This is a genomic window from Acinetobacter bohemicus ANC 3994 (assembly GCF_000367925.1).
GTDB lineage: Bacteria > Pseudomonadota > Gammaproteobacteria > Pseudomonadales > Moraxellaceae > Acinetobacter > Acinetobacter bohemicus.
Map to the genome: position 1 here is coordinate 458,660 of NZ_KB849175.1, position 23,585 is coordinate 482,244.

Here is a 23,585-nt window from a genome sequence, read left to right on the forward strand (position 1 = left end):
TAAAGGTAGAAGATTGAAATGATTTATCTCTATTTTCAAATTATTGGTTTGATCTAAATCAGCTGCTTCAGTACAAGGAATTGAATCTAGATCATTTAAATAAATAAAAGCCAAAATCCAGCGCCTATCCATTTCATACAGTTAGCTATTTTTATCTAAACCGTTTAAATGCGGCTACTTTTACTTATTTAATTTTCCCCCCGCATAAAAAAACACCCCAACTTTTTAGGTTGGGGTGTTTTTAGTAATAATGAGCTGGCGATGACTTACTCTCACATGGGTAACCCCACACTACCATCAGCGCGAAGAGGTTTCACTTCTGAGTTCGGGAAGGGATCAGGTGGTTCACTCTTGCTATTGTCGCCAGCACAACTGTTTATGGACTTTTTCGGGTCTTATTTACGCTGTTTATTTCGTATGCCTTACTTTGTACCAAATGAGTTATTAACAGATTATGCTAAATTTGAGTTGGTATTGTAACTAGCTTTTAAACTAAATCAAGTATTTTGTATCGAATTAGATGAGCAATACAACTGTTTGGGTGTTGTATAGTCAAGCCTCACGAGCAATTAGTATTGGTCAGCTTCATGCATCACTGCACTTCCACATCCAACCTATCAACGTCGTAGTCTTCAACGGCTCTTTAGAGGACATAAAGTCCTTGGGAAATCTTATCTTGAGGTAGGCTTCCCGCTTAGATGCTTTCAGCGGTTATCCCTTCCGAACATAGCTACCCGGCGATGCGACTGGCGTCACAACCGGTACACCAGAGGTTCGTCCACTCTGGTCCTCTCGTACTAGGAGCAGATCCTCTCAAATTTCCAACGCCCACGGTAGATAGGGACCGAACTGTCTCACGACGTTCTAAACCCAGCTCGCGTACCTCTTTAAATGGCGAACAGCCATACCCTTGGGACCTGCTTCAGCCCCAGGATGAGATGAGCCGACATCGAGGTGCCAAACACCGCCGTCGATATGAACTCTTGGGCGGTATCAGCCTGTTATCCCCAGAGTACCTTTTATCCGTTGAGCGATGGCCCTTCCATACAGAACCACCGGATCACTAAGACCTACTTTCGTACCTGCTCGACTTGTGGGTCTCGCAGTTAAGCGCGCTTTTGCCTTTATACTCTACGCGTGATTTCCGACCACGCTGAGCGCACCTTCGTACTCCTCCGTTACTCTTTAGGAGGAGACCGCCCCAGTCAAACTACCCACCAGACATGGTCCTCGCTCCAGATAATGGAGCAGAGTTAGAACCTCAATATTACCAGGGTGGTATTTCAAGATTGGCTCCACTCGAACTAGCGTCCGAGTTTCAAAGCCTCCCACCTATCCTACACAAGTAAGATCAAAGTTCAATGTCAAGCTGCAGTAAAGGTTCACGGGGTCTTTCCGTCTAGCCGCGGGTACACCGCATCTTCACGGCGAATTCGATTTCACTGAGTCTCTGCTGGAGACAGCGCCCCCATCATTATGCCATTCGTGCAGGTCGGAACTTACCCGACAAGGAATTTCGCTACCTTAGGACCGTTATAGTTACGGCCGCCGTTTACTGGGGCTTCGATCAAGAGCTTCGCTTACGCTAACCCCATCAATTAACCTTCCAGCACCGGGCAGGCATCACACCCTATACGTCCACTTTCGTGTTTGCAGAGTGCTATGTTTTTAATAAACAGTTGCAGGGGCCTGGTTTCTGTGGCTGCCAACCGCTCAGGGAGTAAATCCCATCACCGTCGGCAGCGTACCTTCTCCCGAAGTTACGGTACCATTTTGCCTAGTTCCTTCAGCAGAGTTCTCTCAAGCGCTTTGGTCTACTCGACCTGACCACCTGTGTCGGTTTCGGGTACGATTCCTGTGTAACTGAAGCTTAGAGACTTTTCCTGGAAGCATGGTATCAGCCACTTCACTGTACAAGTACAGCTTGCTATCAGTTCTCAGCATAGAGTACCCCGGATTTGCCTAAGATACATGCCTACAACCTTTCACCTGGACAACCAACGCCAGGCTGACTTAACCTTCTCCGTCCTCTCATCGCATTACACAGAAGTATTGGAATATTAACCAATTTCCCATCGACTACGCCTCTCGGCCTCGCCTTAGGGGTCGACTCACCCAGCCCCGATTAACGTTGGACTGGAACCCTTGGTCTTTCAGCGTGCGAGTTTTTCACTCGCATTGTCGTTACTCACGTCAGCATTCGCACTTCTGATACCTCCAGCAGACTTCTCAATCCACCTTCATCGGCTTACAGAACGCTCCCCTACCACTTGCAATAAATTGCAAATCCGCAGCTTCGGCATATAGTTTTAGCCCCGTTACATCTTCCGCGCAGGCCGACTCGACTAGTGAGCTATTACGCTTTCTTTAAAGGGTGGCTGCTTCTAAGCCAACCTCCTAGCTGTCTATGCCTTCCCACATCGTTTCCCACTTAACTATAATTTTGGGGCCTTAGCTGGCGGTCTGGATTGTTTTCCTCTTGACTACGGACGTTAGCACCCGCAGTCTGTCTCCCGGATAGTACTCATTGGTATTCGGAGTTTGCATCGGTTTGGTAAGTCGGGATGACCCCCTAGCCGAAACAGTGCTCTACCCCCAATGGTATTCGTCCGAGGCGCTACCTAAATAGCTTTCGGGGAGAACCAGCTATCACCAAGTTTGATTAGCCTTTCACCCCTATCCACAAGTCATCCCCTGGCTTTTCAACGACAGTGGGTTCGGTCCTCCAGTTAGTGTTACCCAACCTTCAACCTGCTCATGGATAGATCACCTGGTTTCGGGTCTATACCCAGCAACTAATTCGCCCTATTAAGACTCGATTTCTCTACGGCTCCCCTATTCGGTTAACCTCGCTACTGAATATAAGTCGCTGACCCATTATACAAAAGGTACGCAGTCACCGGACGCAATGCCGGCTCCCACTGCTTGTATGCATGCGGTTTCAGGATCTATTTCACTCCCCTCACAGGGGTTCTTTTCGCCTTTCCCTCACGGTACTGGTTCACTATCGGTCAGTCAGGAGTATTTAGCCTTGGAGGATGGTCCCCCCATATTCAGACAAGGTTTCACGTGCCTCGCCCTACTCGACATCATTATCTAAGCCCTTTCGTGTACAGGACTATCACCCACTATGGTTGCACTTCCCAGAGCATTCCACTAGAACTTAGATAACTTAATGGGCTTTTCCCCGTTCGCTCGCCGCTACTAAGGGAATCTCAATTGATTTCTTTTCCTAAGGGTACTGAGATGTTTCACTTCCCCTCGTTCGCTTCGCATGACTATGTATTCATCATGCGATACCTACCTTATGGTAAGTGGGTTTCCCCATTCAGAAATCTCCGGATCACAGGATATTTGCCGCCTCCCCGGAGCTTTTCGCAGGCTATTACGTCTTTCATCGCCTCTGACTGCCAAGGCATCCACCACATGCACTTAATTACTTGACTATACAACCCCAAACAGTCGTTTCAACACTACAAGTTAATGTTGATGACCTTGCTTCGAGTTTTGTGGATTTAACCACAGTACAGCTTCAATCTAGTTCGTTTTCCAAAACGCTTGATTCAGTTAATCGCTAGTGCTCAGTTCTTTATTTTCATTTCTTCGTAACACTTGCGTGATACAAATTAATGTCAATTCAGTTCTGAGTTTAAACAATTTATTTCAACTCAAATTTATAATCTGTTAATGATTAACTACGTCTTCGTCAGATCGTAGGTAACTGTGATAAATCACAGAATTTAATAAACTAAAAACTTAATTAAGTTTTTATATTCACTAAATTCTGTAATCACCTAGCTTTATATATGGTGGAGACTAACGGAGTCGAACCGTTGACCTCCTGCGTGCAAAGCAGGCGCTCTACCAACTAAGCTAAGTCCCCAGCTTATCATTAGATTCGATATATCTTCTTCTCTGTCTCTCAATGAATTTCTTCATCTTCGTTCGTTAGATTGGTGGGTCTGACAAGATTTGAACTTGTGACCCCACGCTTATCAAGCGTGTGCTCTAACCAACTGAGCTACAGACCCTCAGATACATCTTCATGAAGAACAACTTGTTGTGGATTCTTACCGATCGTCAATCTTTCGTTAAGGAGGTGATCCAGCCGCAGGTTCCCCTACGGCTACCTTGTTACGACTTCACCCCAGTCATCGGCCACACCGTGGTAAGCGTCCTCCTTACGGTTAGACTACCTACTTCTGGTGCAACAAACTCCCATGGTGTGACGGGCGGTGTGTACAAGGCCCGGGAACGTATTCACCGCGGCATTCTGATCCGCGATTACTAGCGATTCCGACTTCATGGAGTCGAGTTGCAGACTCCAATCCGGACTACGATCGGCTTTTTGAGATTAGCATCCTATCGCTAGGTAGCAACCCTTTGTACCGACCATTGTAGCACGTGTGTAGCCCTGGTCGTAAGGGCCATGATGACTTGACGTCGTCCCCGCCTTCCTCCAGTTTGTCACTGGCAGTATCCTTAAAGTTCCCGGCTTAACCCGCTGGCAAATAAGGAAAAGGGTTGCGCTCGTTGCGGGACTTAACCCAACATCTCACGACACGAGCTGACGACAGCCATGCAGCACCTGTATGTAAGCTCCCGAAGGCACCAATCCATCTCTGGAAAGTTCTTACTATGTCAAGACCAGGTAAGGTTCTTCGCGTTGCATCGAATTAAACCACATGCTCCACCGCTTGTGCGGGCCCCCGTCAATTCATTTGAGTTTTAGTCTTGCGACCGTACTCCCCAGGCGGTCTACTTATCGCGTTAGCTGCGCCACTAAAGCCTCAAAGGCCCCAACGGCTAGTAGACATCGTTTACGGCATGGACTACCAGGGTATCTAATCCTGTTTGCTCCCCATGCTTTCGTACCTCAGTGTCAGTATTAGGCCAGATGGCTGCCTTCGCCATCGGTATTCCTCCAGATCTCTACGCATTTCACCGCTACACCTGGAATTCTACCATCCTCTCCCATACTCTAGTCTCCCAGTATCGAATGCAATTCCTAAGTTAAGCTCAGGGATTTCACATCCGACTTAAAAGACCACCTACGCACGCTTTACGCCCAGTAAATCCGATTAACGCTTGCACCCTCTGTATTACCGCGGCTGCTGGCACAGAGTTAGCCGGTGCTTATTCTGCGAGTAACGTCCAAGCATCTAGAGTATTAGTCTAGAGCTCCTCCTCCTCGCTTAAAGTGCTTTACAACCAAAAGGCCTTCTTCACACACGCGGCATGGCTGGATCAGGGTTCCCCCCATTGTCCAATATTCCCCACTGCTGCCTCCCGTAGGAGTCTGGGCCGTGTCTCAGTCCCAGTGTGGCGGATCATCCTCTCAGACCCGCTACAGATCGTCGCCTTGGTAGGCCTTTACCCCACCAACTAGCTAATCCGACTTAGGCTCATCTATTAGCGCAAGGTCCGAAGATCCCCTGCTTTCCCCCGTAGGGCGTATGCGGTATTAGCATTCCTTTCGAAATGTTGTCCCCCACTAATAGGCAGATTCCTAAGCATTACTCACCCGTCCGCCGCTAAGATAAGGTGCAAGCACCTCATCTCCGCTCGACTTGCATGTGTTAAGCCTGCCGCCAGCGTTCAATCTGAGCCATGATCAAACTCTTCAGTTTAAAATCAGTAGTAGCTTAAAGGCTACCAATCTTGGCTCATCAATTTTCTGACAAATATTTCTCAAATAAACTTCGAGTAATTTCTACCATCAATCAATGAAAATAATTTCGATCAATCAACCAGTAAAAATCCACACAAGTTGTTCTTCATAATCTCTTAATGATCTTCTTAATACTTCGTCAGTAATTAAGTAGCTCAACTTAACAACCCTTAACATCTCAGCACTTCATGCTTCGTTTGTTTCCGGCTATCTCGTCGGGATGAGCACAGTATAGGGCAATTTCGTACACAAGCAAGCGCTTTTAACTGACTGTTTTATCGAGTGTTGTATTTTTATGCACTATTTTGGTTCATTTTCACCCAAATTTAAACATAAATACATAATTTTAAAGCAAAAATATGACTAAAATATTTCTGCTTTATTTTTTTATTAATTTTTCACCACTGCTGGTTTAATGCTCACACTCACAATCTTTACGGCCTGTTGCGGTACATTTTGGTGCATACCGAAGTTTGCCGTTGGAACTTTGGTAATTTTATCGACCACATCCATACCTTTGGTCACTTTACCAAACACGGCATAACCTGCATTCATCTGACTTTTATTTAAGAAGTCGTTATCTACGGTATTAATGAAAAATTGGCTACTGGCTGAATTAGGATTGTTGGTACGTGCCATCGCTAAAGTGCCACGTGTATTTTTCAAGCCATTATAAGATTCATTTTGGATGGGAGCTTTGGTTTGTTTTTCTGTCATGTTGGCATCCATGCCACCGCCCTGAATCATAAAGCCTGGAATAACGCGGTGAAAAATGGTGCCGTTATAGAAGTTATCTTTTATATAGCCTTCAAAGTTTTTTGCTGAAATAGGTGCTTTGTCATTAAAGAGCTCTATTTCAATATTTCCCATTGAGGTTTTCATTTCTACAATGCTATTTGCAGCCATCGCTTGTAAACTTATACATACAGCACCTACAGCGAATAAGGTTTGTTTTAACATTTCTTTACTCTTCTATTTCAAGTTGTCATTGTGAATGACTATATATTAATCTTTCAATATAAATAAAACAGTATCTCTTTTTGGGATAAATGAGAATTACAATGAATGAAGCATTAAGTACAGTGGCTTTTCATCATGATCCGCCTTGGCATTTACAGGGTGATGCTTTTATTTTGAATTATTGGTTAACGCCAAACTTTATTAAACACAATCATGCTTTTCATATTGCACCCTCTCCGATTGGTCGAGTGGTACAGGTCATATTGGTTCGTTATCATGAGTCCCCTGTTGGCCCATATGATGAATTGCTCCTTTTAGACCACCCATTAATCAGTAAAAGGCGCTTATCTTCGATTGCCAAAATTTATGTTTCGACTGAAACCTCTGTTGTTCATGGTCAACATTTTTGGGGCATTCCAAAACAACTTGCCCAATTTGAATGGGTAATCAAAGATGATGTGGTGTATTGCACCATTTCATTTGAACAACAAGAAATGAGCTTATGTCTATATAAGTACAAACATAGCCAAACTTTTTATATGAATAGCCATCATTTACCGACACGATTGTTAAACATCCAACAAACATGGCAAGGTTTACATTATCAATTCAGTCCGCAATTTCGCGGCAAGCTATGTAAACTCAAACAAGCAGCATGGAAAAATACGCTCGACATCTTTCCTGATTTTTCTCAAGCGAAGTACTTACACAGTTTTTATGTACCCGAATTTCAACTGACTCTACCCAAAGCTAAAATTGGGAAAAAATAAAAAGGTGTTTCACGTGAAACACCTTTCATATAGCTACACCCATTAAGAAAAAAGCTTAAGCGTGTTTATCCCAAAAATTTCTATAGTTCTTACTAATTTCAATAAAATGCTTTTTAGCGCGAGAAGAAATTGGGGTGAGATTGACGAAACCATGCGGTTGGTCATTATATTCTTGGTAATGCACTTTCACGCCACGATGCCGTAGTTTATATGCGTAAATTTCACCTTCATCATGTAAGACATCATGACCCGCTGTAATCACATATGCAGGTGGCAATTTATCGTGTTTGCCATAGGTGGGAGAAATAATCGGATCATCTAATTCGACTTGATGTTGCTCTGCATAATAGTGCGTCACAAAATCCATATCCTCTCCAGTCAGAAGTAAACCGTCTTTATAAGCATAAAACGATGGATGACGACTTTTAAAATCAACAACGGGATAGAGTAACAATTGGGCTTGCGGTGCATATACTTTATGAGCACTACGCTGTGCAACGACAGCACTAATATTGCCTCCTGCACTATCCCCTGCCACTGAAATTCTATTTTTTAAAATTTTAAATTGTTTTCTATTTTGATAGACCCATGCCAATGCATCTTCACAGGTTTGAATTAATTTCATTGGGCTGGTTTCTGGTGCTAAAGGATAGTCAACACTCAAAACTTGTACTTTCGCATACACAGCAAGTAAACGACACACTTCATCATGACTCTCCAGCCCTCCCACGACAAAACCACCGCCATGATAAAACACAATCATAGGAAGTTTTTTACTCGGAGCAGGATGATAATGTCGCGCGAAGATCGTGCCGCTGTGTAAAGGCAAACGTATATCTTCGACTTGCTTCACAGGGGTTGGTTTGCTCTTAATCGACTGCATTTGCAGGTCAAAAGATTTACGGGCACGAATTACATCTGCACCAATAAAACCACGATTGCCTTGTTTTAACTGTACAGCCATCATGCATTTAATTAATGGATCAAGCTCAGGATATTGATAGGGATAACCTAAAACTTTAACCAAAGATTCTTGCGCAAGGCTCGGCAAGCGATCTAAAGTGCGTGCTGCGATGCCTTGTCCTTTTTCGATGATCGTCTGTAGCGTTTGATTAAAAGCAACCATTCATGCACCTTCCTTTTTTTATATTCTTCATATTTTCTACATGATCCGCTTATCAATGACCATAATCTTATAGAAGTCTAATCATCTATATACACAGTAAAACCATTCATACGCTAATCTTCTTTTTATACCTTGTCATTGACAATTTCCACGTATATTTCGGAGTGTTTTTGCTACTCCTTGAAAAGAAGGATATAGGCTATGACTAAAAAACTCATGCTACTGGCTTTAGCAACCACATTTTTAGCTGTAGGTTGCGTAGCATTCCCTGAAAATGATGGTTATTACGATGGACGTTATGACCATCGCTCCAACCGAGATTATAACTATGATCGAGATTATGACTATCGCTATGATCGCGAGCGTAATCGTCAACATTGGGAATATCAACAACGACAAAACCGTTTAGAGCTAGAGCGTCAAAAGCGCGAACTTGAACATCGGCAATGGGAACAGAAGCGTCAAAAACAGTCTGATTGGGATCGCAAAAAACCTGAACAGCGTAAGTACACTGAACAGAATCAACCGAATTCATCCGGTTGGGATGCTAAGCAACGTGAACGCCAACGATTAGAGCAACAACGTGAAAAACCAACGCTGAACGATCGTCAAAAAATACATCAGCAAGATCAATCTCAAAAAAACCGTTGGGATGAACCTCGTCGAGATCATGACAAACAGCAACGTCATCGTCGCGATGATTAAAACCCCTTCATTTACGCCACATGCCCTTTTTACTGGGCATTTTTTTATGCATTAAAATAAATAACAATCATAAAATTTCAAACTTTCTATTGTTCACCAAGATGCAACCATCTGTTTCAGAGCTAAAGTTTCATAAACAGTAAGCGCAATAATATTGACCGCGATGAACTCAAAGCGCATTTTTTAGAGCGAAAACTTTTTATTCTTGAGTGGGTTGAGGGGTTTCAGCTGGATTATTGTTTTAGCCATGACCTTAATATCAGCATCAATAATCCAATCATTTTTACCGAATTGCGTGAAAAACTGGATTTTTTGACGATTTTCATCAAATTAAACAGATTTAATTGCTTGTCTCGCTTGAATTTTTATCGCTTGCCCCGACCTTTGTAGTAATCATGAATTTTATCACTCATGGCAGTTCAGGATTAACCCAGTTAACACTGCAGCCAAAAGGACTGTACATGTTTAAGAACCCATTTAAACGGAGTAAATCTATGGCAACTGAGCAAAACGAACAAGTTCAGGATCTTGGGCAAGAGCAAGTTGATCAACAAACAGCACAAACTCAAGCTGAAACCGAGCAAACTGCCGTTTCAGTTGAAGATTTACAAGCACAAATTAAAAACTTGGAAGAAAGTTTAAAACTTGAAAAAGCACGTACAGCCAATGCGGTATACGAAGCGCAAAAAAGCGTAGAACGTATTCAACGTGATGCTGAAAAGCACAAAGAAACTGTAATTGAGAAGTTCGCCAAAGAGCTACTCGACTCGGTTGATAATTTAGAACGCGCAATTCAAGCTGCCGGTGACACAGAATCAGCATTACTTGAAGGTGTGCAACTGACATTGAAATCACTGCTCCATACGCTAGAAAAATTCGGTGTGGTAGAAGTGGATATGAAGAATGGTTTTAATGCAGATTTACACCAAGCAGTGGGTATCGCACCCGAGGCTAAAGCAGGTGAAATCGGTACTGTATTACAAAAGGGTTATACCTTATCAAACCGTTTACTTCGCCCTGCAATGGTCTTAGTAGGTCAATAAAGTAAAGAATTCGAGAGTTTTTCTATTTTTTTCGTTGAAAGAACTTGAAAAAATTTGAATGGCTCTCATATCGGATAACAAGCAAAAAACATTGTAAAAAATTTAGAGGAAACATCCAAATGGCTAAAATCATTGGTATCGATTTAGGTACAACAAACTCTTGTGTCGCTGTACTTGAAGGCGACAAAGTTAAAGTCATCGAAAACGCAGAAGGTGCGCGCACTACACCATCAATTGTTGCATACAAAGATGGTGAAATTCTGATTGGTCAGTCTGCGAAACGTCAAGCAGTGACAAATCCAAAAAATACATTATATGCAATCAAACGTTTGATCGGTCGTAAGTACCAAGACCAAGCTGTGCAAAAAGACATTGGTCTTGTACCTTACAAAATCATTCAAGCAGACAATGGTGATGCTTGGGTTGATGTCAACGATAAAAAACTTGCGCCACAACAAGTTTCAGCTGAAATCTTGAAAAAGATGAAAAAAACTGCTGAAGACTACTTAGGCGAAACCGTGACTGAAGCCGTGATTACGGTTCCTGCTTACTTCAATGATGCGCAACGTCAAGCAACTAAAGATGCGGGTAAAATCGCAGGTTTAGAAGTTAAACGTATCATCAACGAACCTACAGCTGCGGCGTTAGCGTTCGGTATGGACAAAAAAGAAGGCGACCGTAAAATCGCGGTTTATGACTTAGGTGGTGGTACTTTTGACGTATCAATCATTGAAATTGCTGACCTTGATGGCGACCAACAAATTGAAGTATTGTCGACTAACGGTGATACATTCCTTGGTGGTGAAGACTTCGATAACGCTTTAATCGAATACTTAGTTGAAGAGTTCAAAAAAGAACAAAACTTCAACTTGAAACAAGATCCACTTGCATTACAACGTTTGAAAGAAGCAGCTGAAAAAGCAAAAATCGAGCTTTCTTCGTCAAATGCAACTGAAATTAACCTTCCGTACATCACAGCGGATGCGACTGGTCCTAAACATTTAGTGATCAACGTAACACGTGCAAAACTTGAAGGCTTAGTTGCAGACCTTGTTGCTCGTACCATTGAACCTTGCCGTATTGCGCTTAAAGATGCTGGTCTTTCAACAAGCGACATCTCTGACGTAATCTTGGTTGGTGGTCAATCACGTATGCCAATGGTTCAACAAAAAGTTCAAGAATTCTTCGGTCGTGAGCCACGTAAAGACGTGAACCCTGACGAAGCTGTAGCTATGGGTGCTGCAATTCAAGGTGCGGTATTGTCTGGCGACAAAACTGACGTACTTTTACTTGATGTAACACCACTTACACTGGGTATTGAAACCATGGGTGGCGTGTTAACAGCTATCATCGAGAAAAACACCACGATTCCTGCGAAGAAATCTCAAGTGTTCTCAACTGCTGCTGACAACCAACCTGCTGTAGACATTTCTGTGTTCCAAGGTGAACGTAAAATGGCTCAGCAAAACAAATTGCTCGGTAACTTCCAATTGGGCGACATCCCACCTGCGCCACGTGGTGTGCCACAAATTGAAGTATCGTTCGACATCAACGCAGACGGTATCTTAAAAGTATCTGCGAAAGATAAGAGCACGGGTAAAGAGCAATCGATCCAGATTAAAGCAAACTCAGGTTTGTCTGATGCTGAAATCGAAGCAATGATCAAAGATGCTGAAGCGAATGCTGAAGAAGATCGTAAATTCGAAGAACTCGCGAAAGCACGTAACGAAGCGGATGCATTAGTGTCTTCTGCTCAAAAAGCAGTGAAAGATCTTGGTGAGCAAGTGACTGCTGACGAAAAAACTGCCATTGAAACTGCGGTAGCTGAGCTTGAAGCTTCAACCAAAGAAAATGACGTTGAAGACATCAAAGCGAAAACTGAAGCGCTTCAAAACATCATTATGCCAATTAGCCAACGTGCTTATGAAGCAGCACAAGGTGCTCAAAGCGGCGCGGAAGGTTTTGATCCAAATGCATTCCAAGGTGATGCGGGTCAACAACAAAAAGCGGATGACGGCGTTGTAGATGCTGAGTTCACTGAAGTTAAAGATGACAAAAAATAATTTGTCGCTTTAACGAAGTTATAAAAAAACCGCGCTTATGCGCGGTTTTTTTATGTCCATTTTTAATGTATTCAGTCCTGCTTTTTGCTAAAGTCATCAGCAAAATAAAATATCTTCAAGCATAGGTAAAATGAATTATCTCACTAAAATATGGCTGTTTTCAGGGGGATTAGCACCTACGCTTATTGCCCCAATCCATCTATCTATGACTCTAAAACCCCGTGAGCTAGATTAATCAATTTTATGCGTATGCTCAGCCTTATTCTTGCCGTTATTTGGGTGTTGTTGATGACCTATCAAACACATCAGCATCATCAACTTCGCTATAATGCAGTGTCTGATCGACTTAAGCATCCTTTCGATACACGGCTACGTTATCGTATTGCTGAAGTTGACCCACGTTTTGGTTTAAGCAAACAGCAGGTCATACAACTGAGCCAACAAGCCACCGATATTTGGAAACTCGGGACGGGCAAAGATTATTTTATTTACGACCCAAATGCCAAACTTACCATTCATTTAATCTACGATGAGCGCCAAGATGAATCTAATCAACGCCGTCAACAATTAGGCAATATCGAACACAATCAGCAAATTTGGTCGAACAAAAATCAAAATCTTAAGCAACTTAAAGATGAAATAGATCGTGCCAATCGCCAACTCGACACGAAGAAAGTACAGTTGGATGCTCAATTACAGCAATATAATCAGCAAATTGCCATGCTGAATCAAAATGGTGGCGTCCATCCCTCACAGCGTGATCTATTCATACAACAACGTCATCAACTACAACAACAAATTGTGGCGCTAGAGCAAGAAATTCATCTGTATAACCAAAAAATTCAACAATTAAATCATCAGGTCAATGAGCTCAATCAAATCAACCATCAGTTAAATCAATCTATTGATCAGTTTAATCAGCGCTTTCAAGCTCGGTTATTTGATAAAGGACTTTTTAATGGTAAACAGATTAATATTTATGAGTTTTCATCCACAGACGATTTGCGTCTTACCCTCGCACACGAATTTGGACATGCGTTGGGTTTAAAACATAATCAAGATCCCGTCGCGCTAATGTACCCACTCATGCAAGATCAAAATATGCAAAATTTTAGCCTGACCAATGCAGATTTAGCCTTGTTACATGCCCGTTAAGCAACGACCAAGATACAATGTAAAAATCCCTTACTTTTTATAAGTATATGTATCAGAATAGAGCGGAAATAGTGGGCATTTCATGTTATTGTGATGGACAGAAATAACAAGATAAAATCTCTGGAGACGCGTGTGAGTTACTACCATATTCTGATTGAAATGAATGATCACATTAGTACGATTGAGCAAACACGTGAGATCGAAATCTTTGATATTCTTGAGATTCAACCTTATCTCCATTCAATTTTATTACCCTTTTTGAATGAACAATTAATTGAATTAGAAGATGAAAATCTTGAGTTCAGCGATATTCTTCATTTGGAAATCAAACAGACCTTATTGCCTATTCAACATTTGATTGAAGAGGAACAGCGTTTACTGCCAAGTGATACAGATGTCACCATTTCGGCGCATGAAATTTTCAATAATCGTGATTTAAGCCAAGACGTGACCACCGTTATTTTTGATATTTTAGAAGCCGCTAAATTAGAAGCATAACAATGCCTTCTTAGCACCATCATAAATTGTATGGATAATAAAAAGCCCTCCAAAAAGGAGGGCTTTTTTTAATCTTTTTTATTAAATAGAGAAAGATGAACCACAACCACAGGTTGTTGTTGCATTTGGGTTTTGTACAACAAAACGTGAACCTTCTAAGCCTTCAATATAATCGACTTCTGAGCCCACAAGATATTGATAACTTAAAGAATCCACCAGCATTTTTACATCGCCATTGATAAATTCAGCATCATCTTCATTCATGCTTTCAGCGAAGTTAAAGCCATAAGAAAAACCTGAACAACCGCCACCTGTAACATAAACGCGTAACATTAATTCTTGGTTGCCTTCACTATCACGCAATTGGCGTACTTTATTCGCAGCATTGTCGGTCAGCACCAAAGTTTGGGCATTCATGTTGGATTCCTCTGTTCAATTCAGATGTCTTTAAAAGATAAAGACCGTATTTCAAGTATATCATACCCAATATATGGTCAGTCTTTGAAGATTTAAAGTTAAATCTGAGTATTTTTATCAAGATTGTTTGTAGTTCTCATCTTGAAGGCTACATTCGAAATTTTTTGGGTCTTCCTTACAGCGGAATTGCCATAATAATTTCATCATCCGTTTATCATAAACCCCACGTTTGGTTAAATCGACACGTGATTCACGCATCAACTTTTGATAACCCGGTTTATCTGCGCTAGGAACTTGCATCCAATATTTTTGTGGGATATCCGATTTCATTTTACCTAAAATACCAAAGGCACGCGGCAACTGACTTTTCACCCATTCACGTGATTTTTGTCCATAACCAGCAGGGAATTTATCTGGGCGAATAATCAGGTTACCCGTGACTTGTAAAATTGGATAATTCACAATAGCGCCTTTACTGCCTAAACCTTTATGTAACTCTAAAGGTTTAAATACCGCAGCAGGTGCACCAATAATATCGACCTGACCATTATTAAATTTGGCACCAAAATTGGTTACATCCGCACTGACCGCTTGTGCACCAATTTGCTGAACCATAATTTTTTGTGCTTCATCATAATCTAAGACGGCAATTTTTTTGCCTGCTGCTTTCGCCACGGTATTAATATTTCGGTCATTGACCATTAGATAAGCATCACCGACTGGTATCACCCCCACGACTTCATATTTGCCATGTACCATATGTTTGGCAAAAGTTGGGCTGGCTAAACCTTGCATTACCTTCACTGCAAGTTTTAAGTCGGGAATTGCACCAATCGCATCTAAAGAGCCCGTAAAATCATTGAACTGGCGACCACGCATCCCTGTAACACTAATGGCATCACATTTACCCGCTTTAAAGTCCTCAGCAATGACCGATTCGTTTTGTCCCACGCGTAATTCAATATCTGCACCCCAATTTTTAGCGGCAAGTTGGTAGTCTTTCATCAGGGTAAAGACATCACCACTTTTACCGACTAAATCAAATACACACATTACTTGTTTTGCTTGGGCAACACCTGTTACGGCACATAAACTCATACCCAGTAGCAGTGTTTTAGACCATGGCATCATGATTTTTTCTTCCTTGTTTCTTTGTTTTTATTCAATCTGAGATTGAAGCTTTTTGAGTTTTTATTTATCGCGAATCACAAGCATGTCATACTTGATTTCATTTTTATGATAAAAATTTTTATCATCATTTTTTAAGCCTACGCTTTTTTAAGCTGACAACAATGGCAGGAATGACTGATTTAATTCGACAAAAAAGCCTAGAATTAATCTAGGCTTTATTTTTAAAAATCAATGTTATTCACCACCAAGTGAACATTCAAAATTGGCTTTATCGACAGAGCAACGTGCTTTTTTCAATACGCCCATCATGCCAACATCATAAATTCCACGTTTAGTCATATCCATGCGACCTTCACGAAGCAGTTTTTGATATTTGGTTTTATCTTCAGCGGTTAAGTTCATTTTAAACTTGGCAGGAATACTGGTCTCCAGACGGTTAATCATCGCAAAACTTTTTGGTAAATTTTTCACGAACCAATCACGCGATTTTTGTCCAAAGCCCGCAGGGAACTGATCTGGACGGATAATAAAATCTGCTGTGACTTGTAGTACTGGGAAATTAAACATCGCACCATTTGAACCTAAACCTTTATAAATCTCTAAAGGTTTATACGCATAAGCAGGTGCCCCTACCATATCCACCTGACCATTGTTGAACTTGGCTACAAAGTTAGAAACATCAGAAATGACCGCTTGAGCACCGACACGTTGCACCATAATTTTTTGTGCATCGTCATAGCCTAATACAGCAAACTTTTTACCCGCTGCTTTTTCAATCGAATCAATTTTTTTATCACGTACAAAAATAAAAGCCGAACCTAAAGGTGCAATACCAGCAACTTCATACTTTTTACCCGCTAAATTACTGACCATTTTCGGTGCATTACGCTGATCAAGGGCAAAAGTAATCGCTCGTTGTGCAATGGCATTGCTTGGTGCACCACCTAAAGCATCAATAGAACCCACAAATTTATTGTATTGACGTGCACGCATCGCCGTCATAAAAACGCCATCACATTTGCCTGCTTTAAAATCATTATCAGCAACAGCTTCATCTTGGCGTGGAATTAAATTAATTTCTGCGCCCCATCCTTTGGCAGCAAGTGCCCATTCCTGAGCCATTTGATAAGATTCACCAGATTTACCCAGTAAGTCAAATACACATACATCCACTTTAGCAGCTTGAGCTGTTGTTGTTAGCGCAATAGCAGAGAATGTTGCTAATGTGAGAATCGTTTTTTTCATTGTAGCGGTCCTTTTTAGAATCTTATTGTTTAACGAGTATCCGTTCACGTTATGAATATTAAGCAAGTTCAGTATAAAAAAATAGAGCATATGCTCCATTTTTTAGTGTCTATAAATCCACTTGCTGTTATTTTCATTAAATTAACAATAAAATTAAACACTTATACAATTATTTTTTTCACCACATCCGCAAAAAAATTGAATGATTTTATACATTCACAGCGTGCAGCATATTTATTCGCCCCCTAAAGAACATTCAAAATTGGTTCGCTCTACCGTACAACGGGCTTTTTTCAGCACTGTCATCATCGATGCATCATAAATACCTTGCTTGGTTAATTCGATGCGACCATCTCTTAATAACTTTTGATATTTTTCTTTTTCTTCTTTGGATAATTGCATGCGATATTTCGCAGGAATCCCCTCTTCTAAACGTTTCACCATCGCAAATTGACGCGGCAATTGTTTAATAAACCAATCTCTCGATTGAATGCCCAAATTGCTTGGAAATTTTTCGGTATTAAAAATTAAATCGGCCGTCACATTCAGCACTGGAAAGTTAAACAGCGCGCCATTCGCGCCTAAACCTTTATCCATTTCTAAGGGTTTAAATGCATAAGCGGGTGCACCGACCATCTCAACTTGCCCTTTATTAAACTTACTCACAAAATCTGAAACATCTGACAAAACAGGAGTCGCACCCACTCGTTTGACCATGGCAATTTGTGCTTTATCATATTCTAAAACGGCAAATTTTTTCCCTGTCGCTTTTTCAATCGTATTGATATTGCGATCTTTCACAAAAATATATGCAGGTCCAATTTGCCCAATACCACCAACTTCATATTGCACATTATCAATGGTTGTTTTTAATCGCTTAATATTTCTTTTGTCGAGCACATAAATAATAGCTTTATGCGCAATCGCATTACTGGGAACACCGCCTAAAGCATCAATAGAACCTGCAAATTTATTATATGCACGGGCCCGCATGGTGGTCATATAAATGGCATCACATTTACCATTTTTAAAATCATTATCTGCTTTTTCTTCGTTTTGATAGGCAATTAATCGGACATCTGCATTCCATCCTTTTGCAGCGAGTGCCCACTCCTCCATCATTTTATAAGATTCACCTGCTTTGCCGAGCAAATCAAACACACAGATATCTTGTTTTGCTTGAGCCAAACTGGAAAAACTCAATAACAGTCCCGTAGAGACCAGCCAAATTCCTTTTTTCATCATCTTTCCTTATTGTTTTTCAATGACTCCTCTAAAAATAACTATAGTGTTGTTTTAAGGGCAAAAATAGAGCTTTGATTTCATTTCTGACGAAAGGTTATTTTTTAAACAACTTGTCACATTTTTATTTATTTACACAAAGAACCCGCTTTATCCAAGAATAATGTCTCAGATTTTTTCTTTTCTGAGTCGCTTCCTTTAGAATACGTCCACCATTCTTCTCATTTAGATATTTCAATGATTCAGTTAGATCAACTTTCTATACGTCGCGGTGGACGTGTTTTATTTCAAAAAGCATCCATGCAGCTACATCCAGGATGGAAAATTGGCTTAACAGGCGTCAATGGTGCAGGAAAATCAACCTTATTCTCTGCCCTCTTAGGCGGCATGGAGTCTGATGGTGGTTCTTTAACCCGCCCTGCGGTGTGGACCATTGCCCATATGGCACAAGAAATCAAAGCCTTAGAGATGAAAGCCATTGATTTTGTTTTGTCTGGTGATGAAGAATATTGGGACATTCAGAACAAATTAGATCATCCTGACAGCTTAAGTGATGATGAATTGGCGCATTTATATGGTCGCTTTGATGAGATTAATGGCTATTCAGCATCTTCTAAAGCATCGCAACTGATGGCCGGTTTAGGTTTCTTTGAACATCAATCACAACTTGATGTTTCAAGCTTCTCGGGCGGTTGGCGTATGCGTCTGAACCTTGCGCGTACCCTCATGAGCCGTTCAGATTTATTACTGCTTGATGAACCCACCAACCATTTAGACTTAGATGCCATTCTTTGGTTAGAAGATTGGTTGAAAGCCTACGAAGGCACCTTGGTTCTGATTTCACATGACCGTGATTTCTTAGATGCTATTACCGACCATATTTTACATATCGAAAATCAAGAACTGATTTTATATACCGGTAACTATTCGACTTTCGAACGTACCCGTAGTGAGCGTTTAGCACAACAACAACAAGCCTACGAAAAGCAATTAGAAACACGCGCACATTTGCAAAAATATATCGACCGCTTTAAAGCGCAAGCCACCAAAGCCAAACAAGCGCAAAGCCGGATTAAACAACTGGAACGTATGCAGGAACTTTCTGCTGCCCATGTTGATACGCCGTTTACCTTTAGTTTCCGTGAACCGACGAAAATGAGTTCACCTTTACTTGAACTTGAAAATGCCGATATTGGTTACGGTGAAAAACTGATTGTGACCAATGTGAGTCTACAAATCACCCCGACCAGCCGGATTGGTTTACTGGGAATGAATGGCGCAGGTAAATCAACCCTGATTAAATCACTGGTTGGCGATTTAAAATTATTGCAAGGGACGCGTAAAGATTCTGAACTGCTGAATATTGGTTATTTTGCCCAGCATCAAATGGATGCTTTGGATGGTAATGCCAGCCCAATGTTGCAATTGGCACGCATTGCCGATCGAAAAATCAGTGAAGCGAGCTTACGTTCTTTCTTAGGCAGCTTTGGTTTTAGTGGCGAACGTATGGACACGCCAAGTGAAAGTTTCTCGGGTGGTGAACGAGCGCGTTTGGCTTTAGCGCTAATTGTATGGCAACGTCCAAACGTGTTAATTCTGGACGAACCAACCAACCATTTAGACTTAGATATGCGTCATGCGCTAACGATGGCACTGCAAGATTTTGAGGGTGCGGTGGTTCTGGTTTCACATGAACGCCAACTCATTGCTTCAGTCTGTGACGAGTTGATCTTGGTTCATGCAGGTCAAAGTCGTGAATTTGATGGTGACTTAACCGCTTATGCAGAATGGTTACGTCAAGCCCGTATCGACATGATGAAGAATGGCCAACAACCTTCCGCGCCAGTTCAGTCACAAGTTGAAGTGAAAACCACTATTTCTAAACTGGATAAAGAGGCTCAACGTAAAGAAGCGGCACGTAATCGTGAGCTAAGTCGTCCAATTCGTAAAAATATTGAAAAAAACGAAGTTCAGATTGCCAAAGTTCAGCCACGCTTAGCAGAAATTGAAGTTTTATTGGGTAATACTGCCCTCTATGAAGCAAACCGTAAGGATGATTTGCTAAAACTGATGAATGAACAGACTGAATTAAAAGCCAAATTAGCACAGGCTGAAGAGCAAATGCTTGAATTAATGATGGAATTGGAAGAACTGGAAAGCTCTTTCGGATAAGCCAAAATTAACTCTTAAGTAAAACTACAATAATGCTTATTTTATCATCGCAGTACAATTTTCAACCCGTACTGCGATTTTTTAATTTTACTACACAATACTTTTATCCTGATTTCAAGCAGTAGATCTTTAGCATAATTTAAAATCATCAACCCCGACACTTTAAATTCAAACTCCATGTTTAAATTTAAATGGTTGCCCTACAACAGTCAAAACCAGTTTGAATTTAAAAATAAAAACCCAATTTAAGCTGTGGATAAATAACGTTCCACATGCATATTAAACAAGAATAACCCTCTAAGAAAACTTATCCACATGTGAATACTCAAATAAAAGCAGCTTTTTTATCCACTTCAATCAGCATTTAAATGCAGTTTTTTAGTTTAAAAATCTAAGTTCTCTAATTTTCCAAGTCCCTTGATTGCCCCATAATTCCTGAATTTTCTTTTGATTTTCCAGACCAATAAGAACTTTACAGTGCGTTAAATGTCGATCAAATTCGAACTCTTCAAATTCTATGGCTGGTTTTTGCGGTTTCCACACTCCATTTTTCACAGCATGTGCAATACGTTCATAACGGGTCAAATTACTTTCTACACGCCCTTCTTGCTCATACACCACTTTAAAATCTGCATGCTCATATTAAGCCAACAGATCAAAATTACCGGTAAAAAATGCATTCACCCAGATATCTCGAATCTTTTCCAGCTGATTGTCCATCGTGCTAACCTCGTCATATTGCATAATGATGCCCTCTGTTTAAAAGCATCATGACAGAGGAATAAGTCATTTTAATAAAAAATATGCTTAAAATTTAATCATATTTAAATAAAAATGGCATTAAAAAAGCATCCCGAAGGATGCTTTTTACAACTGAACTCATCAACACATTAAGCGTCAATATCCGCATTTAAAGCATTTTCTTCAATGAAGGCACGACGTGGTTCCACATCATCTCCCATCAAACAAGAGAACATACGATCCGCTTCAATCGCATCATTAATGGTGACTTGCAACATATTACGGTTTTCAGGATCCATGGTGGTTTCCCAAAGCTGTTCCGCGTTCATCTCACCCAAACCTTTATAGCGCTGGATCATCATGCCACGACGCGAGTCGGATAAAATATGTTGCCAAACTTGATGGAAAGTGGCGACATGAATTTTACGCTCACCTTTTTGTAAATAAGCGCCATCTTCAAGCAATGTGAACCAACTCTTCGAATTTTGCAGTAAACGCTTGTATTCACTTGAAGCCAATAATCCAGAATCAAGCAAATAATGATGCGGCAAGTTATGTACATAGACCGTTACACGTGGCCAATAATGCGTCACTTTTTCACCATCTGCATGCTCTTTTTCAAAAGCTTCTAAGGTGATTTCAGGACGCAAACTTGGTTGGTGTTGTTCAATTGCTGCACGCAACTGTTCAGACCATTGTTTTACATAATCTTCATCATGATTTTGATCAAGTTTAAATGCATCCAAACCAAGCAAACCATCTAGCAAGCTTGCAGGATAACGCAGCGTTAAACGATTTAAACTTTTTTGTGAAGTTTGATAATCAGCAATCACTTTAGCCAAAGATTCACCACGAATGGCTGGAGCTTCGCTACTTACATGCAGTTCAAGCTCATCAATCGCATTCGAAATAAGATAGGTTTCTAAAGCATCATTATCTTTAAGATATTGCTCTTGCTTACCTTTTTTCAACTTATACAACGGTGGCTGTGCAATATAGATATAACCACGTTCCACAAGTTCTGGCATTTGACGGAAGAAGAAGGTCAACAGGAGCGTACGAATGTGCGAACCATCGACGTCGGCATCAGTCATGATAATGATTTTGTGATAACGCAATTTATCAGGATTGTATTCCTCACGACCAATACCACAACCCAATGCAGTAATCAGCGTGCCCACTTCTTGCGATGAAATCATTTTGTCAAAACGCGCACGTTCTACATTTAAGATTTTACCTTTAAGCGGCAGAATAGCTTGCATCTTACGGTTACGACCCTGTTTTGCAGAACCGCCTGCCGAGTCACCTTCGACCAAGTAGAGTTCAGACAATGCTGGATCTTTTTCTTGGCAATCCGCCAGTTTACCAGGCAGACCAGCAATATCTAATGCACTCTTACGACGTGTCATTTCACGTGCTTTACGCGCAGCATCACGTGCACGCGCAGCATCAATAATTTTGCCGGCAATCGATTTGGCTGCTTGTGGATTTTCTAAAAGATATTCAGAAAAAGACTTGTTCATCGCCTGCTCTACAGCAGTTTTCACTTCACTGGAAACCAATTTTTCTTTGGTTTGTGATGAGAATTTTGGATCAGGCACTTTCACTGAAACAATTGCTGTTAAACCTTCACGGGCATCATCACCTGTGACAGCAACTTTTTCTTTCTTGAGAATATTTTCACTATCAAGATACTGGTTTAAACCCCGTGTTAACGCGGCACGGAAACCGGCTAAATGCGTACCACCATCTTTTTGTGGGATGTTATTGGTAAAGCAACGGACATTTTCTTGATAAGTATCATTCCACTGCAATGCTACTTCAACAGTAATCCCTGTTTCCACAACTTCACTGGTAAAATGAAAAATCTCATTTAAGTGGGTTTTACCTTGATTGATATATTTTACAAATTCAGACAAACCACCTTCATAATCAAATACATGTTCAGCATTGATACGTTCATCACGTAACACAATACGAACCCCTGCGTTTAAGAATGAAAGTTCACGCAAACGACGCGCTAAAATATCAACATTGAAAATCGTTTGAGAGAAAGTTAATTCACTCGGATAGAAACGAACGGTCGTTCCAGACTCAGTGGTTTCACCAATTTCACGTAATTTATAAACTGGATCGCCATGATGATATTCTTGTTCAAAAACTTTACCAGCACGACGAATATTCAGTAATAATTTACTCGACAAGGCATTTACAACAGAAACACCTACCCCGTGTAAACCACCGGAAACTTTATAGCTATTATCATCAAACTTACCGCCAGCATGCAAAATGGTTAAAATCACTTCAGCGGCAGATACCCCTTCTTCAGGGTGAATATCCGTTGGAATCCCACGACCGTTATCTGCAACACTTACAGACTCATCTTCATGGATGGTGACTAAGATTTCATCACAGTGCCCCGCCAAGGCTTCATCGATGGCATTATCCACCACCTCGAACACCATGTGGTGTAAGCCTGAACCATCGTCCGTATCACCAATATACATACCTGGACGCTTACGAACAGCATCTAGGCCACGTAATACTTTGATACTAGAGGAATCATAAGCCTTTTCATTGGTTTGTTCTGTTTGAGAAGCAGCTTGATCTTCTGAACTCATGGTTTCTCCCTAGTGAAATAAAGGT

General features: G+C 41.1%; 14 protein-coding genes, 2 tRNA genes, 3 rRNA genes and 1 pseudogene. 7 read left to right on the forward strand and 13 right to left on the reverse strand.

Translation table 11 applies throughout. From position 1 onward, the window contains the following. Positions 1–253 precede the first annotated feature (253 nt). From rrf to F994_RS12595, 6 genes are all read right to left on the reverse strand, one after another. Positions 254–368, reverse strand: a 5S ribosomal RNA gene (gene rrf / locus F994_RS12570). A 180-nt stretch (positions 369–548) separates the two neighbouring features. Then, positions 549–3,446, reverse strand: a 23S ribosomal RNA gene (locus F994_RS12575). A gap of 361 nt (positions 3,447–3,807) precedes the next feature. Further along, a tRNA-Ala gene (locus F994_RS12580) sits at positions 3,808–3,883 on the reverse strand. Between the two features lie 71 nt (positions 3,884–3,954). Beyond that, positions 3,955–4,031, reverse strand: a tRNA-Ile gene (locus tag F994_RS12585). A gap of 61 nt (positions 4,032–4,092) precedes the next feature. Then, positions 4,093–5,630 (reverse strand): 16S ribosomal RNA (locus tag F994_RS12590). Together the 16S, 23S and 5S rRNA genes with 2 tRNA genes alongside form the textbook arrangement of a ribosomal RNA operon. Positions 5,631–6,061: 431 nt before the next feature. Continuing rightward, the gene (locus F994_RS12595; protein ID WP_004650879.1) at positions 6,062–6,631 is read right to left on the reverse strand and encodes a peptidylprolyl isomerase A; all 570 of its coding nucleotides are present in this window, start codon (positions 6,629–6,631) and stop codon (positions 6,062–6,064) included. Between the two features lie 101 nt (positions 6,632–6,732). Here F994_RS12595 and F994_RS12600 point away from each other — a divergent pair, with 101 nt between their 5' ends. Further along, a complete protein-coding gene (locus F994_RS12600; RefSeq protein ID WP_004650880.1) occupies positions 6,733–7,401 on the forward strand; it encodes an acetoacetate decarboxylase family protein in 669 nt (222 codons plus the stop codon). Positions 7,402–7,456: 55 nt separating this feature from the next. Here F994_RS12600 and F994_RS12605 read toward each other — a convergent pair whose 3' ends face one another. Next, positions 7,457–8,527, reverse strand: a complete 1,071-nt coding sequence (locus tag F994_RS12605) for an alpha/beta hydrolase (RefSeq protein WP_004650881.1) — start codon at positions 8,525–8,527, stop codon at positions 7,457–7,459. A gap of 201 nt (positions 8,528–8,728) precedes the next feature. Between F994_RS12605 and F994_RS12610 the strand changes: the two genes are divergently transcribed. From F994_RS12610 to F994_RS12630, 5 genes are all read left to right on the forward strand, one after another. Further along, entirely contained in the window at positions 8,729–9,232 is a 504-nt protein-coding gene (locus tag F994_RS12610) for a hypothetical protein (RefSeq protein ID WP_004650882.1), read from the forward strand. A gap of 494 nt (positions 9,233–9,726) precedes the next feature. After that, positions 9,727–10,275, forward strand: coding sequence for a nucleotide exchange factor GrpE (gene grpE, locus F994_RS12615; protein ID WP_004650884.1), 549 nt, complete (start codon positions 9,727–9,729; stop codon positions 10,273–10,275). 119 nt (positions 10,276–10,394) lie between these two features. Then, positions 10,395–12,338: a molecular chaperone DnaK gene (dnaK, locus tag F994_RS12620; protein WP_004650885.1), complete on the forward strand. Its 1,944-nt coding sequence runs from the start codon at positions 10,395–10,397 to the stop codon at positions 12,336–12,338. Between the two features lie 243 nt (positions 12,339–12,581). Next, complete coding sequence (locus tag F994_RS12625) at positions 12,582–13,493, forward strand: matrixin family metalloprotease (protein WP_004650886.1); 912 nt, start codon at positions 12,582–12,584, stop codon at positions 13,491–13,493. A 120-nt stretch (positions 13,494–13,613) separates the two neighbouring features. Next, a complete protein-coding gene (locus tag F994_RS12630) occupies positions 13,614–13,991 on the forward strand; it encodes a hypothetical protein (RefSeq protein ID WP_099049328.1) in 378 nt (125 codons plus the stop codon). An 81-nt stretch (positions 13,992–14,072) separates the two neighbouring features. Here F994_RS12630 and erpA read toward each other — a convergent pair whose 3' ends face one another. The 4 genes from erpA to F994_RS12650 form a co-directional block, all read right to left on the reverse strand. Next, the gene (gene erpA, locus F994_RS12635) at positions 14,073–14,408 is read right to left on the reverse strand and encodes an iron-sulfur cluster insertion protein ErpA (RefSeq protein ID WP_004650888.1); all 336 of its coding nucleotides are present in this window, start codon (positions 14,406–14,408) and stop codon (positions 14,073–14,075) included. Positions 14,409–14,525: 117 nt separating this feature from the next. Beyond that, positions 14,526–15,536 (reverse strand): putative solute-binding protein, encoded by a 1,011-nt coding sequence (locus F994_RS12640; RefSeq protein WP_034697182.1) that lies wholly within the window; start codon positions 15,534–15,536, stop codon positions 14,526–14,528. 237 nt (positions 15,537–15,773) lie between these two features. Then, complete coding sequence (locus F994_RS12645; protein WP_004650890.1) at positions 15,774–16,784, reverse strand: putative solute-binding protein; 1,011 nt, start codon at positions 16,782–16,784, stop codon at positions 15,774–15,776. Between the two features lie 234 nt (positions 16,785–17,018). Further along, positions 17,019–18,026: a putative solute-binding protein gene (locus F994_RS12650; protein ID WP_004650891.1), complete on the reverse strand. Its 1,008-nt coding sequence runs from the start codon at positions 18,024–18,026 to the stop codon at positions 17,019–17,021. Positions 18,027–18,263: 237 nt separating this feature from the next. Between F994_RS12650 and F994_RS12655 the strand changes: the two genes are divergently transcribed. Continuing rightward, entirely contained in the window at positions 18,264–20,198 is a 1,935-nt protein-coding gene (locus F994_RS12655) for an ATP-binding cassette domain-containing protein (RefSeq protein ID WP_004650893.1), read from the forward strand. Between the two features lie 378 nt (positions 20,199–20,576). Here the strand turns inward: F994_RS12655 and F994_RS12660 are convergent. Both F994_RS12660 and gyrB read right to left on the reverse strand, forming a co-directional pair. After that, positions 20,577–20,918: pseudogene (locus F994_RS12660) on the reverse strand (hypothetical protein). Between the two features lie 170 nt (positions 20,919–21,088). After that, complete coding sequence (gene gyrB, locus F994_RS12665) at positions 21,089–23,560, reverse strand: DNA topoisomerase (ATP-hydrolyzing) subunit B (RefSeq protein ID WP_004650896.1); 2,472 nt, start codon at positions 23,558–23,560, stop codon at positions 21,089–21,091. Positions 23,561–23,585 lie beyond the last annotated feature (25 nt).

Bases quoted from the DNA above. Each gene is read 5' to 3' on its own strand.
- F994_RS12595 (WP_004650879.1), bottom strand. From the start codon at position 6,631: ATGTTAAAACAAACCTTATTCGCTGTAGGTGCTGTATGTATAAGTTTA.
- F994_RS12600 (WP_004650880.1), top strand. From the start codon at position 6,733: ATGAATGAAGCATTAAGTACAGTGGCTTTTCATCATGATCCGCCTTGG.
- F994_RS12605 (WP_004650881.1), bottom strand. From the start codon at position 8,527: ATGGTTGCTTTTAATCAAACGCTACAGACGATCATCGAAAAAGGACAA.
- F994_RS12610 (WP_004650882.1), top strand. From the start codon at position 8,729: ATGACTAAAAAACTCATGCTACTGGCTTTAGCAACCACATTTTTAGCT.
- grpE (WP_004650884.1), top strand. From the start codon at position 9,727: ATGGCAACTGAGCAAAACGAACAAGTTCAGGATCTTGGGCAAGAGCAA.
- dnaK (WP_004650885.1), top strand. From the start codon at position 10,395: ATGGCTAAAATCATTGGTATCGATTTAGGTACAACAAACTCTTGTGTC.
- F994_RS12625 (WP_004650886.1), top strand. From the start codon at position 12,582: ATGCGTATGCTCAGCCTTATTCTTGCCGTTATTTGGGTGTTGTTGATG.
- erpA (WP_004650888.1), bottom strand. From the start codon at position 14,408: ATGAATGCCCAAACTTTGGTGCTGACCGACAATGCTGCGAATAAAGTA.
- F994_RS12640 (WP_034697182.1), bottom strand. From the start codon at position 15,536: ATGCCATGGTCTAAAACACTGCTACTGGGTATGAGTTTATGTGCCGTA.
- F994_RS12645 (WP_004650890.1), bottom strand. From the start codon at position 16,784: ATGAAAAAAACGATTCTCACATTAGCAACATTCTCTGCTATTGCGCTA.
- F994_RS12650 (WP_004650891.1), bottom strand. From the start codon at position 18,026: ATGAAAAAAGGAATTTGGCTGGTCTCTACGGGACTGTTATTGAGTTTT.
- F994_RS12655 (WP_004650893.1), top strand. From the start codon at position 18,264: ATGATTCAGTTAGATCAACTTTCTATACGTCGCGGTGGACGTGTTTTA.
- gyrB (WP_004650896.1), bottom strand. From the start codon at position 23,560: ATGAGTTCAGAAGATCAAGCTGCTTCTCAAACAGAACAAACCAATGAA.